Annotated in this window: 15 protein-coding genes and 1 pseudogene; 11 read left to right on the top strand and 5 right to left on the bottom strand. The window is 68.2% G+C overall.

Going from position 1 to position 12,926, the window contains the following annotated elements; genetic code table 11:
- Positions 1 to 12: 12 nt before the first annotated feature.
- Positions 13 to 360, top strand: coding sequence for a hypothetical protein (locus QHF85_RS43350; RefSeq protein WP_281333354.1), 348 nt, complete (start codon positions 13 to 15; stop codon positions 358 to 360).
- Positions 361 to 374: 14 nt separating this feature from the next.
- Entirely contained in the window at positions 375 to 1,328 is a 954-nt protein-coding gene (locus tag QHF85_RS43345) for an NAD(P)-dependent alcohol dehydrogenase (RefSeq protein ID WP_281333353.1), read from the top strand.
- Positions 1,329 to 1,377: 49 nt separating this feature from the next.
- Here QHF85_RS43345 and QHF85_RS43340 read toward each other — a convergent pair whose 3' ends face one another.
- The 4 genes from QHF85_RS43340 to QHF85_RS43325 all read right to left on the bottom strand — a co-directional run bounded on the left by QHF85_RS43340 (position 1,378) and on the right by QHF85_RS43325 (position 5,998).
- Positions 1,378 to 1,962 carry a hypothetical protein gene (locus QHF85_RS43340; protein ID WP_281333352.1) on the bottom strand — a complete coding sequence of 195 codons (585 nt, stop codon included), beginning with the start codon at positions 1,960 to 1,962 and terminating at the stop codon, positions 1,378 to 1,380.
- Positions 1,963 to 2,092: 130 nt separating this feature from the next.
- Positions 2,093 to 3,736: a DUF255 domain-containing protein gene (locus QHF85_RS43335; protein ID WP_281333351.1), complete on the bottom strand. Its 1,644-nt coding sequence runs from the start codon at positions 3,734 to 3,736 to the stop codon at positions 2,093 to 2,095.
- Positions 3,737 to 3,795: 59 nt separating this feature from the next.
- Positions 3,796 to 4,170 carry a cupin domain-containing protein gene (locus tag QHF85_RS43330; RefSeq protein WP_281333350.1) on the bottom strand — a complete coding sequence of 125 codons (375 nt, stop codon included), beginning with the start codon at positions 4,168 to 4,170 and terminating at the stop codon, positions 3,796 to 3,798.
- Between the two features lie 34 nt (positions 4,171 to 4,204).
- On the bottom strand, positions 4,205 to 5,998 hold the full coding sequence (locus QHF85_RS43325; protein ID WP_281333349.1) for a hypothetical protein: 1,794 nt from the start codon (positions 5,996 to 5,998) through the stop codon (positions 4,205 to 4,207).
- Positions 5,999 to 6,093: 95 nt separating this feature from the next.
- Between QHF85_RS43325 and QHF85_RS43320 the strand changes: the two genes are divergently transcribed.
- From QHF85_RS43320 to QHF85_RS43310, 3 genes are all read left to right on the top strand, one after another.
- Complete coding sequence (locus QHF85_RS43320; RefSeq protein ID WP_281333348.1) at positions 6,094 to 6,480, top strand: DUF423 domain-containing protein; 387 nt, start codon at positions 6,094 to 6,096, stop codon at positions 6,478 to 6,480.
- Between the two features lie 57 nt (positions 6,481 to 6,537).
- Positions 6,538 to 7,596, top strand: a complete 1,059-nt coding sequence (locus QHF85_RS43315) for a hypothetical protein (protein ID WP_281333347.1) — start codon at positions 6,538 to 6,540, stop codon at positions 7,594 to 7,596.
- A 76-nt stretch (positions 7,597 to 7,672) separates the two neighbouring features.
- On the top strand, positions 7,673 to 8,047 hold the full coding sequence (locus QHF85_RS43310; RefSeq protein ID WP_281333346.1) for a hypothetical protein: 375 nt from the start codon (positions 7,673 to 7,675) through the stop codon (positions 8,045 to 8,047).
- Here the strand turns inward: QHF85_RS43310 and QHF85_RS43305 are convergent, their stop codons facing one another.
- On the bottom strand, positions 8,048 to 8,749 hold the full coding sequence (locus QHF85_RS43305; RefSeq protein WP_281333345.1) for a phospholipase: 702 nt from the start codon (positions 8,747 to 8,749) through the stop codon (positions 8,048 to 8,050). It abuts the gene before it with no gap.
- Between the two features lie 405 nt (positions 8,750 to 9,154).
- Between QHF85_RS43305 and QHF85_RS43300 the strand changes: the two genes are divergently transcribed.
- From QHF85_RS43300 to QHF85_RS43275, 6 genes and pseudogenes are all read left to right on the top strand, one after another.
- Positions 9,155 to 9,493 carry a helix-turn-helix transcriptional regulator gene (locus QHF85_RS43300; protein WP_281333344.1) on the top strand — a complete coding sequence of 113 codons (339 nt, stop codon included), beginning with the start codon at positions 9,155 to 9,157 and terminating at the stop codon, positions 9,491 to 9,493.
- A gap of 72 nt (positions 9,494 to 9,565) precedes the next feature.
- Positions 9,566 to 10,381, top strand: coding sequence for a Sir2 family NAD-dependent protein deacetylase (locus QHF85_RS43295; protein ID WP_281333343.1), 816 nt, complete (start codon positions 9,566 to 9,568; stop codon positions 10,379 to 10,381).
- A 161-nt stretch (positions 10,382 to 10,542) separates the two neighbouring features.
- Positions 10,543 to 11,175 (top strand): hypothetical protein, encoded by a 633-nt coding sequence (locus QHF85_RS43290; protein ID WP_281333342.1) that lies wholly within the window; start codon positions 10,543 to 10,545, stop codon positions 11,173 to 11,175.
- Positions 11,175 to 11,753 (top strand): hypothetical protein, encoded by a 579-nt coding sequence (locus QHF85_RS43285; RefSeq protein ID WP_281333341.1) that lies wholly within the window; start codon positions 11,175 to 11,177, stop codon positions 11,751 to 11,753. Before QHF85_RS43290 ends, QHF85_RS43285 begins: the two co-directional genes overlap by 1 nt.
- Before the next feature lie 111 nt (positions 11,754 to 11,864).
- Positions 11,865 to 12,593, top strand: a complete 729-nt coding sequence (locus QHF85_RS43280) for a hypothetical protein (RefSeq protein ID WP_281333340.1) — start codon at positions 11,865 to 11,867, stop codon at positions 12,591 to 12,593.
- 108 nt (positions 12,594 to 12,701) lie between these two features.
- Positions 12,702 to 12,926: pseudogene (locus QHF85_RS43275) on the top strand (hypothetical protein); the annotation flags it as partial.

The raw sequence follows: 12,926 nt of genomic DNA, 5'->3' as shown, positions 1-12,926 counted from the left end.
GTACGCGGGGCCATGGACGCCTCGCTGCAGAATGACCCCGAGATCGCCGCGCTCCAGCAAGCGGCCGCGGCCAAACGCAGGAAGACACTCCTCATCGTCGTCGGCGCGATCTTGGTCGTCCCGCTCTACTGGGGCATGGGTTTTTCGAGCGTGCGCGCCTCCCTCGTGGAGGAGGGCTACACCGATCTCCAGGTGAAGCCGCTCGGCCTGTTCGAATGGAGCTTCGAGGGGAAAAAGGGCGCCTCGACCTGCAGCGGCGCGGTCACCCGCTTGCCGTTCTCCACTTCGAAAAATACCTTCTGTTATTCGATCGACGCCTCGGGCCGCGCGAGCGGGTCCCTCGGGACGAGCAAGGATTGAGCGGGGGCCTGCCCATGATCGTCGCGACGTCCCGTTCGTCCCGCGAACCCCTGCGCCTCCTCGAGCTGCCGTCACGCCCGCTCCGCCCGGACGAGCTGCGCGTCCGCGTCCGCGCCATCGGCGTCAACCCTGTCGATTGGAAGATGCGCGAGGGCGGCCCGCTCGGCACGGCGCAGCGGATCATCGGCCCCTCCGGGCCGCTCGTCGTCGGGATTGATTTCGCCGGCGAGGTCGTCGAGGTCGGGAGCGCCGTCGAGACGCCGAAGCTCGGCGACCGCGTCGTCGGCGGCACCGACTTTTCCCGCAACCAGCGCGGCAGTTATGCCGACGAGGTCATCGTGCGCGCCGATCAATGCGCCGAGCTGCCCGCGTCGGTCGCCTTCGACGCCGCCGCGTGCCTCCCGGTCGCCGGCGTGACGGCGTGGCGATGGCTCGAGGAGGCCGGTATCCCGTCGAAGCCCGGCGCGCGCGTGCTCGTGCTCGGTGGCTCGGGTGGGGTCGGCCTCTTTGCTTTGCAGCTCGCCCGCTCGTACGGGGCGACCGTGACCGCCGTGTGCTCGGCGCGGAACGTGCCGCTCGTCACGCGGCTCGGCGCGACGGCCATCGATTACAATGCGGGCGACCCGATCGAGGCCGCCGCGCGCCTCGGCCCCTTCGATCTCGTGCTCAACGCCATGGGCTCGGCGGTGTACCCGTCGTCCGCGTGCCGCAAGCTCTTGCATTCGACGGGCTTGCTCGGCCTCGTGGTCGTTCGTCCTGCCGATTACCCTGCGCTCGTGTTCTCACGTCGGACGAAGACGCTCCTCGGCAAACCCACGCGCGGAAGCCTCGAGCCCCTCGTCGCGGCCCTCGCGAAAGGCGAGATCGAGGCCATCATCGAGGCGAAATTCCCGCTCGCCGAGGCGGAAGAGGCGCACGTCCGTTCGCGCGCCGGCAAGGTCGTCGGCAAGCTCCTGCTCGTCCCCTGAATCGATTGCACGATTCCGGATCGTCCTGCCGACGACCCCTTCGCGTGCGTCAGTTGCAATGATCCGGCGGTAGTGGATTGACGGCGTCGTTCGGGTCGAACGGGTACCACACGACGGCGACCGTGCCCACGCGGCCCTGGCTGCACATCAGGGTCACGTCGAGGAACAGGTCTTTCTCGTAATGCTTGCAGGTCGTGTACGCGCCCACGACGTCGGTGAAATCGAGCGCTGCGGCGGCTTCCTCGCAGGTTTTTCCCCAGATGGACAGCGGCCCGTTTGCGTGCCGCTTCACCCAGCCCTCCGCGCCCACGTGGATGTCGATCATCAAGCCTCCCGAGGGCATGACCGACACCGTGGGCCCGTCCTCGTACCGGAGCTTGTCGCCCCTGCGCTCTCCCTTGCCCCAGGCCGCCTCGACGTCGTCCAGCGTGGCCCCGGCGCGCACGCCTGCAATGGAGAGGAAATCGCGAAACCCGAAGACCTTCGGCTTGGCCTCGGGCAGCGGAGAAGCCGACTCGGCGGCCTTCGCTTCGGCGGGCGGGTCCTTCTGCGTATCCGTCGCGTTCGCGGGCGACGGCGAGGACGCGGCCTGCGGGGGTGGAGGAGCGCTCGCGCAGCCAAGGGCGCCGAGCATCAGAACGACGGATAGGGATGGGATCGAGCGTTTCACGCGTCCTCCTGCCACAGAGCGGCGGCTCCGTGTTTCACGAGCCCGCGCTTCCCTGCAAGACCCACGAGGGGCGCCGCCTCGCCCCGCGATTCCTTCAACGCGCGCCCGGCCACGGGAACACGCCCGCCTCGTCGAGCGCGAGCAAAAAGTCTCCAATCATCCGGCCCTGCTCCGCCACGCCGCGGGGGCTCGCGATGGCCACGAGGGTCCTTTTCGCCCGCGCGACAACCGCTTGATCCCCCGTGATCCGCCCGAGCCCTGCGAGGAACCGCGCGGCGAGCGCATTGCTCGCGAACGGCCGCTCGCGCCGCGCGAACACCCCCACCGCGGAAGGATCGTTCGTGTGCGCGAAATACGCCCCCGTCGCCTCGTCGAGCAGCGTCTTCTCCATGGCTTCCGCAATCCGGAGCGCCGCGTCGCGGTAGGCCGCGTTTTGCGTGACCTCGAAGAGCCGCACGAGCGCCCGGCCGAACCCGGCGGCGTCCGCGAGGTAATGGACGGGCGAACGCGTCTTCGCGTCGTGCTCGACCGCGCCGTCTCGCCCCACGTGGCTCGCCGTCAAGACGGCCGCGGCCCGCTCCGCCTTTGCGAGCGCGTCCTTGTCGCCCGACGCCTCGAACAGGGTGCACATCGCCGCGATGGCGAGCCCATTCTCGTAGGCATACACATGGTCGTCGATGCGCGGAATCCCGAGCTTGCGCCGGCCCGCGTCGTCGAGACGATAATACACGTCCCCGTCGATGAACGGTTTTCCCTCCTCGTGCGCGCCCACGTCCGCGTCCTGGCTCACGAGGAACGCGCCCTCCGCGTTCGACAGGAACGTCGAGAGGTACCGCGCGATCCCGCGGGCGTCCTCAAGCAAATCCTTGCGGCCCGTGGCCTTGTGCGCGGCGGCGTAGGCTTCGAGGTTCGCCGCCTGGTAGGGCATCAATTTCTCGTAATGGGGCTCGGTCCAGGTCGAGCCCGCGGAATACTGGTAGATGCCGCCCCAGATCGGATCGAGGATCGCGCGCTGTTTTTCCAAGGTGAACACGGCGCGCCTGCGCGCGAGATCGTCCCCGTGCGCCGCGCGCCTGAGCTCGAAGAGTACATTCGCGCCGAGCGGAGATTTCTGGAAGTCGCCCCAGCTCCCCTCTTCCCGGTCGAAATAACGGTCCATGTCGATCGACGCTCGCGCGGCGATCCACGGCAGTGCCTCGGGCGCGGGGACGATCCGCGCGGGATCCGGCGCTTTCTCGCCGCCCGACGTGTCCGTCTGGGCGATCGCTTCGAGGATGGGCAAGAGCTCGTCCGCCGGCAGGTACCCGCGGTATTTTCCGAGCTCCTCGGCGTCGGGCGAGAGCAGGATCGTCGCGGGCCAGCCCCAGTCGGCATATCGTTCGCCGATGTCCGGGCGCTCGTCGATGTCGACTCGAATGGCGACGAATTTGTCCTTCAGGAGCCGACCCACGCGTTCGTCGTGGTACGTCGTCTCGTCCATCACGTGGCACCAGTGGCACCACGAGGCGGCGCCGTCGAGGAGAATGAATTTCCGCTCGGCGCGGGCGCGCGCGAAGGTCTCCGGCGAAAAGGGCTGCCAGGGGAAGAGCTGCTTCTTTTCTTGCGCCCGCGCGAGCGCGAGGTTCACCGCGTCCGGTGTCCCCGCGCGCACGAGCCCACGCGGGGCGACCTCGGCCGCCTTGGGCGAAGCGCCGCAGCCGAGGACGAGCACGAGCGCAGGAAGCAAAAGACGTCGCATCACGCCCCACGTACGCGCAGGCCTCGGGCGCGGATCCCTCGCCGCCGTCGACGGTGCCTTCACGGATCGCCCGTCGGCTGAATGGCCGACGTCTCGACCATCAGCATCACGGTCCTGCCCGGGGCCCTCGGCCGATGCATCACGCCCTTCGTGATCGTCACGCCCTGCTGCGGCCCGAGCTCGATCGTCCGATCTTCCAGATCGATGAGCAGCTTGCCTTCGAGAACAAAAAAGAACTCGTCGTCGTCCTCGTGCTTGTGCCAGTGGAAATCACCCTCGATCACGCCAAGCCGCACCACGCTGCCATTGACCTGCGTGAGCGTCCGGTTCTGCCATGTCTCGGTGCACGCGGCGACGACGGATGGGACGTCGATGCGCTCGAGGTGCTGGAATTTCACGTCGAGATCGATGTTATACTTGGCGTGGTCGGTCATGCGACGGGATGCTACCGTCGTTCGTCGCGCGCCGCTAGAGGTTCAGCATGTGGAGCGCGACGGTCGCGGTGCGATCCGTTTTTCGTTCTTCGAGGTACGCCGTGACCTCCGGGACGAGCCCGACGAGCTTGCCGTAGTCGCCGAGCGCGCGCATTCGGGCCCTCGACACCTCGCCGAAGTAGATGTACGCGATTAGCTTCTGCATCGTCGGGTCGAGGGGCTGCATGTAGCCGCGCAAAATCGCGCGCGCCGTTTCCATCGACGCGCCGGGCGCGCCCGAGGCGTGGAACGTGATCACACGCTCGAACGAGGGCTGGAAATACGTCCACACCTGCGCCGTCGCGGAATCGCTCGGAATCGGCGCGAGGGCCTGCTGTTCGAGCCAGGTGCGCACCTCGGCGTGTCGCTCGATCCACTCCGGATGAACCAGGAGGGCGCTCGCCGCGACCGACCACAAGGGCTGCTCGTCCGCAGGGTAGGCAATCGCCGGATGATGTTCGTCGCGGCTCCGATCACGCGGGCCGACTTGCTCGGGCTTCGCCGTGAGAAGCTTTTCGAGGAGCTTTACGCGCCGCGCCTCGTCCACGCCATTGAGTCCCAGTGCGACATCCATGCGGCAAACGGACTCGGTGTCGAGGCGAATGCGCTCCCCCTCGAAGATCGGCGCGATGAACGCGTCGAAGCGCCGCGACGCCTCGGCGGGCGGCATCCAATGGCCGAGTTCGTTGAGGACGTAGCAGCGTGGCGCGTTGAAGCGCAGCTTTTCGAGCTCCGCGTCGAGCTCGCGCACGCGGGCGAGCGCGGCGGCCTCCGGGACCTTTCTGCCCGCGGGCTCGACGTAGCGCAATTCCGCCTGGACATCGATTTGTTCCCGGCGCGGCCGCGGGAGGTCCGGCGCGCTCGTCGATTTCTGGGGGGTATCGAGATCGAAGAGCGCCGCGCGCGCCACCTCCGCGAGGTCCCGCGCCGCGCCCGGAATGCCTCGCGTCAGCGGCACCTCGCCTTTCGCCGCGAGGATCTCGTTCACGAGCGCCCGCGCCTCTCGCTCCAGGCCAAACCGCACACCGTAGGCGCCTAGATCGTTGATTTGCAGGAGCACGAGCTCCAGCGAAGCCGCGTCCGCCGGGCCTTCGAGCCTCCGCTTGATTTCGGGCAGCGAGGCGCGGAGGAGCGCCGGCCCCTCCTCGCCCTCTGCGCGCTCGGGATGTCCCCAGAACATCCAGGAATAAACGGAGGAGGTAGCGCCATGCAAAAGGAGCTGCTCGCGCGCGTCCTTGCTCGTGCGCACCCGATCGAGCAAGAGCCGCCGGCCCTCCGGGACATTGGTGACCACCCAGTACACGGGAATGCTGGCGAGCGCGAGATACCGAACGAAGGATTTCGGCGGGCGCGGCCCGGGTTCGTCCGGGCTGAGCTGGTACTCGGTGATGCTCGCCTCGTCCCGCTTGGCGAGCGCCATGAGGATCTCCGCGTCGTGCACGGTGCGAATGCGCGCGACGAGCAAGCGTGAGAAGGGGAGGGGTTTTTCGTCGAACGCCGCCGCGCTCTCCGCTTCGAGCTCTTCGTCGCAAGGCGGCGCGAGCAGGAGATCACTCACGTCGGGGAAAAGCCGGGGGATCGTTTCGAGGATATGGGCTCGGACGAGCGGCGAGGCGCGCTCGGCTCGATCCCGCTCGCGCCGCATCAACGCGAACATCTCGTCGGGGACGGGCCGGCCGACCTCGGGGACGGGCCCACGGAGGCACGGCGGAGCGCTCATCCACAGCGTGGACGAGCAGGCGGAGAGCGCGAAGGCGAGGGCGAAGGGGAGGGCGGCGCGGCGTTTCATCGGCCGGGGCAACATACCGCGACCGCGCTCCGTCCCAGGCATGTTCGTCGCGTCCGGTTCGTGCGCGATGGCCGCGCACGCGTCACGCTCCACGCATGGAACGTTTCTCCCTCCTGCTCGCCGGCGTCCTCGGCTTCCTCGGGGTCGCGCTCGGCGCGTTCGGGGCGCACGGGCTCAAGAAATGGGTCACGCAGTTCCCGGACGCCGAGCAGCGCCTCACCTGGTGGCAAACCGGATCCCAATATCACCTCCTCCACGCCATTGCGATAGGCCTCACGGCGCTTCACCCGACACCCACGAAGGAAGGCAGCGCGCTCGCGCCCTGGTTCTTCCTCGGCGGCATTTTTCTATTCTCGGGCAGCCTTTACGCCATGACGCTGACCGGCCGTCGTGGGCTCGGCGCGGTCACGCCCCTCGGAGGCCTCTTGCTGCTCGCCGGCTGGCTCGCGATTGCGTTGAACGCGCTTTTTGCGACGGCATGACTCCTGCTATAGGCGGGGATCGCCGGGGCGCGGATGGGCGCCCCGAAGGAGCCTAGAATGACCCTTGCTTTGACCTCCAAGTCTCGTCGCTCGTCCCCCGCGGCCCGCCGGCGTGCCACACTGCGCCACGGGCGCTCCCCGCTCGCCAGGGAGAAGGCGCGCCTCGTCGCCCATTTCCGCGGGGTCCTCGCCGAGCTCCGCGCGCGCGACACGAGCCACTTGTCCCCCGAACAATGCGCGGCGCGCGCGGGCCTCATTGCCGAGCTCCAGCGGTACGCTCGCACCGGGCGTTTTCCGCGGAACCTGGATTTCCCCGGCATCCGCATGCCCTATTTCGTGGACGCGTTCGGCACACGCTGCGCGATGGCGCACCTCATCGAGTCGACGGGCGAGGTCGATCTCGTCGCGCGCGTGGCAAGGACGGCAAACAATGCGTTCATCCGCGAGATCGAAGGGGACATCACCCTCCGCGCCTGGCTCGATCGCGCCGGGCTGAGCGTGGCCGAGGCGGCCCGGATCCAGCCGGAGTATTGCTTCATCACGAAGGCCGACGCATGCTTCTGTCCGAATAGCGGCTACAAGACCGTCGCCGTGGCCGAGGGGACTGTGACGGCGGTCGCGTCGGATGGAAAGACCACCGTGAAGGTCGACGCCCTCCACGGCGATGCCTCCGTCGCGATGGTGGGCGACACGCTCGACGTCTACAACGCAGGTTCCACCGGTACCGCGGTGCTCGTCACGCTCAGCGACACGGGTGATAGCACCTGGTCGGCGCGGCTCGGCGCGGATGGAACGGTCGAGAGCATCTGCTCGCTCGACGTGCCCAAGATCTCGAAGCAGGACGCGATCAACGCAATGCTCGCGACGACGACCACCAGCGGAGAGGGGTCTGCCTGCTCGGATTCCCTCGCGAAGAAGGACGCCGTCTGGGGCGAGTCGCAGTGCGGCGGCGACGTGAGCGACGGCGGCGACGGCTGTGCGCTCACGGCTGGAAGTGGCGGCGCGTCGTCTTCGTTGCTCCTCGGATCGCTCGTGCTCGCCGCGGCGACGTTCGCGCGGCGGAGGCGCGTGGTCCGGCGGCGGAAGGCGTCGCCCGAGGCCTCCTCCAATCGTTGATGCCGTGCACGAGGGCCCCGGGGCGTCCGGTCTGGACAGGCCCCGGGGCCTTCTGTATATCCGTTTCGAGGAACGGATGAAGCGGCACGCGCCCCCGATCGCCGCCGGAGAAGGCAAGACGCGGAAGATCGTGAAGGTCGGCCCGAACGGGAAAGCTCGCGTCGCGCCGATGCCCGAGCGCGCCCCCGTCGTGCGGCCTCGCGCGCCCGCCGCGCGCCATTCTCTCCCCGCGCTCGCCTCCCGGCGCAGCGGGTCGGTCCGCGGCGTGGGCGCTTGTTATGCCTGCGCGGCGCTCGCGGAGGTTCGTCTGTACGAAGCGGTCGACGTGGGCAAGGTGCTGCTTTGCGGCCCTTGCGCGGACAAGGCGCGCGAGGAGACGTTCGGCCGCTCCGAGCCGCTCGACCACGCCATCATGGTCGGCGGGTTCGAGACGAACCGCCGGCGGCACTGATCACGTCGTCGCACTTTGGAGGATATCCATCGCCTCCCGGAGCATGCCCTGCGGGACGTCGTGGCCCCCGTCGAACTCGCGGTACGTCAAGGTATAACCCGCGGATTCGAGGGAGGGGACGAGGTTCCGGCTGCATCGAATGGGCAGGACCGGGTCGGCGACGCCGTGGCTGATGAAGATCTCGGGCGCGCCCACGCGCGTGAGCGGCCGCATGAATCCCGGGGAGAACGCGAAGACGAACCGGAAGAGATCGCCATTCATGAGGCCGAGGGAGAGGGCATACGAGGCCCCGTCGGAGAACCCCTCGATCGCGACGCGCGCCGGGTCCACGGCGAGGCAATGGAAGACGGCATCGAGCGCGCGATCGATGCGGGCGACGTCGGCGCCGTATCCGCCGCGGAGCAGATCCCAGGTCGATCTCATCGAATCGGGCGCGACGAGGAGGACGCCGTCGCGCTCGGCCTCCGGGCGAATGCGATCGATGCGATGACGGGCCGCGCCGCCCGCGCCGTGCAGGCAGAGCATCAGCGGGGCCGGGCGGGCAGGGTCGTAGCTCGACGGAATGAAGAGGATCCCGTCGCGTTTGTCGCCGAGCCCGAGCGGCCTGTCGCCTCGCTGGGCGTCGTCGCGGGGGCCGGGCGTGGGGCGGGCGTGCAATCGGCCGAGGTCACGCGGATCGAGCTTTCGTGCGGCGTGCATCATGGGGATCTCCTCGCGGCACGTGGTGCATGCGCCAGGGCAGACGGAAGGGGGGCTCGAAAAGGCCCGGGCCGTCTGCGACGCCGCATTCCACGTCGCCCCGGACGATCCCGACGTCGCGTCCGCGCGGGAGCTCCTGCTCGATCGGCTGTGCATCCAGGAGCGCGGCCTCGTCTTTCGTCACGTGCTCGCGTCGCGAGCGCCCCGTGCACGAGATCGCGCTCGGCGCATTCCGATCACCGACGTCCCCATCACCTGGTCGGCCCCGGGTCGGCCCGAGAGACGCCGAGGCGCTGACCTGCGCGGGCGCGGACCGGGGCGCGCGGGGGCCTGCGCCGCGCGTGATCCTCTCTACCCGCCGCCAAACTTTCGTTTGTCGCAGGAGCAAGGTTGTGGCATCGTAACATCATGCCCAGACGAACCATACCTTCTCCTGCCGCAGCCAAGGTCGGCGCGCGCATCCGCGCGCTTCGCCTCGAACGGGGTCTGTCCCTCCAGCACGTTGCCGACGTCGGGCAACTGTCGAAGGGGCACCTCTCCAGCATCGAGCACGGGCTCGCGGCGATCACGGTCGAGACGCTCGTGCGCATCGCGCAAGGGCTGGACGTATTGCCGATGGATCTGCTCACGTTCCCGGAGGACGACGAGCGCGGTCGCATCGCCGACATCATCCGCACCAAGATCGGAAAGAAAGAGCTGCCGAAGCTCCGGCGGGAGCTCTCGGCGCGCGGCACGGCCAAGGCCTGAAACCGCCCCCGGGGGGGTCGCTCCGTTCTCTCGCCGTTCATCACGCCTGCCGTTCGTGCTACCGTGCGTCTCATGCAGGACGCTCTCGCCGCGCTCACGGACGCCGTGCGGTCCACGCACCCCGAACAGATCTTGATCGTCACCGGGGCCGGCGTCAGCCATGCCAGCGGGATCCCCACATTCCGCGGCAGCGATCCCGACGCCGTCTGGAAGCGCGACGTCACCGAGCTCGGCACCCACGAGTTTTTCCGCGAGGACCCGGCGGGCTCCTGGAAATGGTATCTCTCGCGATTCGACAAGCTCGAAGGGGCGAAGCCGAACCCGGGGCATCACGCCATCGCGGCGCTCGAGCGATTCCAGCTCGAGAGGGGCGGCGAGTTCCTCCTCGTCACGCAGAACGTCGACACCCTGCATGAGCAGGCCGGGTCGCAGCGCATGATCAAGGTCCACGGGACGAGTGATCGGTATCGATGTTCGCAGGTCGGCTGCGACCTCGGCGCGCCCGAGGGATCCATCAAGGCGAGCGAGGTCGATCTCGCGGCGTTCCGGGCAAACCCCGTGGAAGCGAACGTGCCTCGTTGCCCCTCGTGTGGCTCGTTTCTGCGGATGCACGTCCTCTGGTTCGACGAGGCGTACGCCGGCCACCACGATTACCAGTGGAGGCGCGTGGGCGTCGCCGCGCAGGTGCAGGCGCGGCTCGTGATCTTCGCGGGCACGTCCTTTTCGGTTGGCGTGACCGATTTCGTGACGAAACTCGCGCTCCGGCGCCGCGTGCCCATCTTCAACATCGACCCCACGCCGCGCATCAGCGAGCCGGGCATCCTGTCCATCGCCGCGGGCGCGGAGGTGGCGCTCGTCGAGGTGTGCAAGCAGCTCGGCGTGGCTTAGCTGGTGCGGGCCATCGAGCTTGCTCTCGGTATCCATTTCGCGAGGCGCCGATCGTTCTTCGAGGAGGAGATCACCGAGGAGGGCCCGTTTTCCCGGGCCCTCGCGCCCTCTCGTCGAACCCTCTTGCCTCCGCGCGGCGAAGCTCGTAGATGGGCCCGACCTTGGGTGCACTCCGCGGTAGCCTCACGTTCTCGCGCTTCTACGTCACCGGTGACATTCCCGACGATGTTCCCGGAACGACGCTGAAGCGCATCCGTGCCAACGCTTTCCAGCCCCTCTCGCCCGACGACGAGAAGAACGAGGGCGCGGGCTGGGCCAGCATCGAGGATCCCTTCGTCACGGACCTCGATCACGAAAAGGTCTTCTACAACGAGTACGTTTGTCTCGGCTTGCGCCTCGATCGGTGGGTCATCCCCGGTCCGCTGCTCAAGGCCCACCTGCGCGACGCCGAGCAGGCGCTCCTGGCGAAGAGGGGCCTCGAGCGCCTCGGCCGGCAGGCGAAGGCCGAGTTGAAGACGATGGTCGTGCGCAAGCTGCGGCGCCAGCTCGTGCCCTCGCTCAAGAGTTACGACGTCGTGTGGAATCTGCGGACGAACGTGCTCCACCTGTACAGCCAATCCGAGCGCATCTCGGCCCTGCTCGACGACCTCTTCAAGCGCACGTTCAAGGTCGACCTCGTGCCCGAGAGCCCGGGCACGGCCGCCGATCGGCTTGGCCTCGACGCCAAGGAGGCGCGGGCCATGGCCGGGCTCGAACCGACGATCCTTGCCCGATTGGAAGAGGAGGCGCGCTGATGGAGCTCCTGGATCTCATCGAAGGGCGCCGCTTCATGGGGCGTGAATTCGTGGTCTGGCTCTGGTTCGAGAGCGAAATGCAGGAGACGAACCTGCACCCGACGGGCGCCGATCCGGTCTCGATGTGGCTGGAGGCGCAGATCACGCTCGTCCTGGAGAAAGAAGAGAGCCGTCTCAAGGGCGCGATTCCGGCCTCGTCGCCGGAGGCGAAAGAGGCGCTCCGGCAGGGCAAGCTCCCGAAGGAGGCGAAGATGCGCCTCGTGCACGGGGAGCGCGAGTATGCCTGGACGCTCAAGGCCGATTCGCTGGCGCTCTCGGGCCTCAAGTTGCCCACGCAGCTCAAGAAGAACGACGAGAAACACGAGGTCTTTTACGAGCGCATGATGCTGCTCGAAGACCTCGAGACCTCGCTCTCGGCGCTCTACGCGGACTTCGTGCGCCTGCGTCTCGCGGATCCGTGGGACGACGAGATCGTCCCGCTCATGAAGAACTGGGCCCACGGCGAGAAGGCGGACGCGGGGGCCTATCTCGCGACGAAGCGCGCGGTGCTCGGCGAGAAGCGGAAACGAAAGAAGTAGCTCGCTGCGAAACGTTTTTCGCAGGTCCGTCTTGACATCGGGACGAAGTGCCTGGTAGGGACGGCCACGTCGATTTTACCCGATTCTCGTCATTCCTGTTTCGAGGGATTCATGCGCCTGCAAAACATCGTTCTTCTCGTGCTCGCTCTCACCACCGCTGGCTACGGATGCAGCAAGTCGGATTCGACAGCGGGCGCTTCCGCTGATTCGAAGAACGCCGGCGCCTCGGCCGGCAAGGGGACGGCGGTCTCGTCGAAGGGCCTGGAAGAGCGCCTGACGAAGGCGGGCTGGAAGATCGAGTCGAACGAGGACCTGGAGCAGAACTGGCCCTCGCATTACCTCAAAATCACGAAGGGCGAGGAGAACGACCAGCGCTCCGCCCAGGTCTGGATCGACGCGCTCGGCGAGGCCGTGGAGGGCGCGCCGAAGCCCGAGCTCACGACGGGCAAAGGCGCGATGATCCGGTTCGGCTGGGAGCCCACGTCGGACAAGAAGCCCGCGCCGGCGCTCGCGCCGTTCGCGAAGGACGTCGCCGCGATCTGCTCCCCGGAGAAGGCCACCGACGACCTCTTCAATGACTCCAAATTCGACGATGCCGTGAAGAAGTGGGGTCTGACCGAGCTCGGCAGCCGCTCGGGTGGCCGGCTCTCGCCGAGCGGCGTCGTGTACAACCACCGTTTCCTCTCGGGGGACGCAGGCACGCTCGTGATCGAGACCATCCATTATGAAAAGTCCCTCGCCGAGAAGGAGGCGCAGCTCGTCGGGACGACGCTCGTCGCCGTGAGCGCGGACGACGAGGCGACGAAGAAGGAGCTGTACGGCATCCTCGGCGGGAGCTGAGCCGGGCCGCTCTGCCCGCCGGTGAGCCGGTGTTCCTTGACAGGAAATGGCATTGGGCGATAGGACTCGTACGAGTCGCTACGTCGCTTGCTTTTCCTGGAGGAATTCATGAATCATCGCGGGTGGAGGGGCCGGTGGATTGCGCTCGTTCTGGCAAGCGCGGCCGCCGTGATCGCGGCGGCCGGCTGCTCGGATGACCCGTCGTCGTCGAATACGGGCGGCGCCGGCGGGACCGGCGCGGGCGGGAATGGCGGCGCGGGCGGCGCCGGCGGGACGGGCGGCGCGGGCGGCGGGATGGGAGGGGCCGGCGGCGGGCTCGTGGAGCGCGCGTCG

Origin of the sequence: Polyangium sp. 6x1 (assembly GCF_029946515.1) — a bacterium.
Lineage (GTDB): Bacteria > Myxococcota_A > Polyangia > Polyangiales > Polyangiaceae > Polyangium.
This window is presented reverse-complemented; position numbering and strand designations above follow the sequence as displayed.

What these genes read in the sequence shown, in the direction of transcription:
- QHF85_RS43315 (WP_281333347.1), top strand. Translation starts at nt 6,538, where the DNA reads ATGACCCTTGCTTTGACCTCCAAGTCTCGTCGCTCGTCCCCCGCGGCC.
- QHF85_RS43300 (WP_281333344.1), top strand. Translation starts at nt 9,155, where the DNA reads ATGCCCAGACGAACCATACCTTCTCCTGCCGCAGCCAAGGTCGGCGCG.
- QHF85_RS43295 (WP_281333343.1), top strand. Translation starts at nt 9,566, where the DNA reads ATGCAGGACGCTCTCGCCGCGCTCACGGACGCCGTGCGGTCCACGCAC.
- QHF85_RS43305 (WP_281333345.1), bottom strand. Translation starts at nt 8,749, where the DNA reads ATGATGCACGCCGCACGAAAGCTCGATCCGCGTGACCTCGGCCGATTG.
- QHF85_RS43330 (WP_281333350.1), bottom strand. Translation starts at nt 4,170, where the DNA reads ATGACCGACCACGCCAAGTATAACATCGATCTCGACGTGAAATTCCAG.
- QHF85_RS43340 (WP_281333352.1), bottom strand. Translation starts at nt 1,962, where the DNA reads ATGCTCGGCGCCCTTGGCTGCGCGAGCGCTCCTCCACCCCCGCAGGCC.
- QHF85_RS43280 (WP_281333340.1), top strand. Translation starts at nt 11,865, where the DNA reads ATGCGCCTGCAAAACATCGTTCTTCTCGTGCTCGCTCTCACCACCGCT.
- QHF85_RS43285 (WP_281333341.1), top strand. Translation starts at nt 11,175, where the DNA reads ATGGAGCTCCTGGATCTCATCGAAGGGCGCCGCTTCATGGGGCGTGAA.
- QHF85_RS43325 (WP_281333349.1), bottom strand. Translation starts at nt 5,998, where the DNA reads ATGAAACGCCGCGCCGCCCTCCCCTTCGCCCTCGCCTTCGCGCTCTCC.
- QHF85_RS43350 (WP_281333354.1), top strand. Translation starts at nt 13, where the DNA reads ATGGACGCCTCGCTGCAGAATGACCCCGAGATCGCCGCGCTCCAGCAA.
- QHF85_RS43320 (WP_281333348.1), top strand. Translation starts at nt 6,094, where the DNA reads ATGGAACGTTTCTCCCTCCTGCTCGCCGGCGTCCTCGGCTTCCTCGGG.
- QHF85_RS43335 (WP_281333351.1), bottom strand. Translation starts at nt 3,736, where the DNA reads ATGCGACGTCTTTTGCTTCCTGCGCTCGTGCTCGTCCTCGGCTGCGGC.
- QHF85_RS43345 (WP_281333353.1), top strand. Translation starts at nt 375, where the DNA reads ATGATCGTCGCGACGTCCCGTTCGTCCCGCGAACCCCTGCGCCTCCTC.
- QHF85_RS43310 (WP_281333346.1), top strand. Translation starts at nt 7,673, where the DNA reads ATGAAGCGGCACGCGCCCCCGATCGCCGCCGGAGAAGGCAAGACGCGG.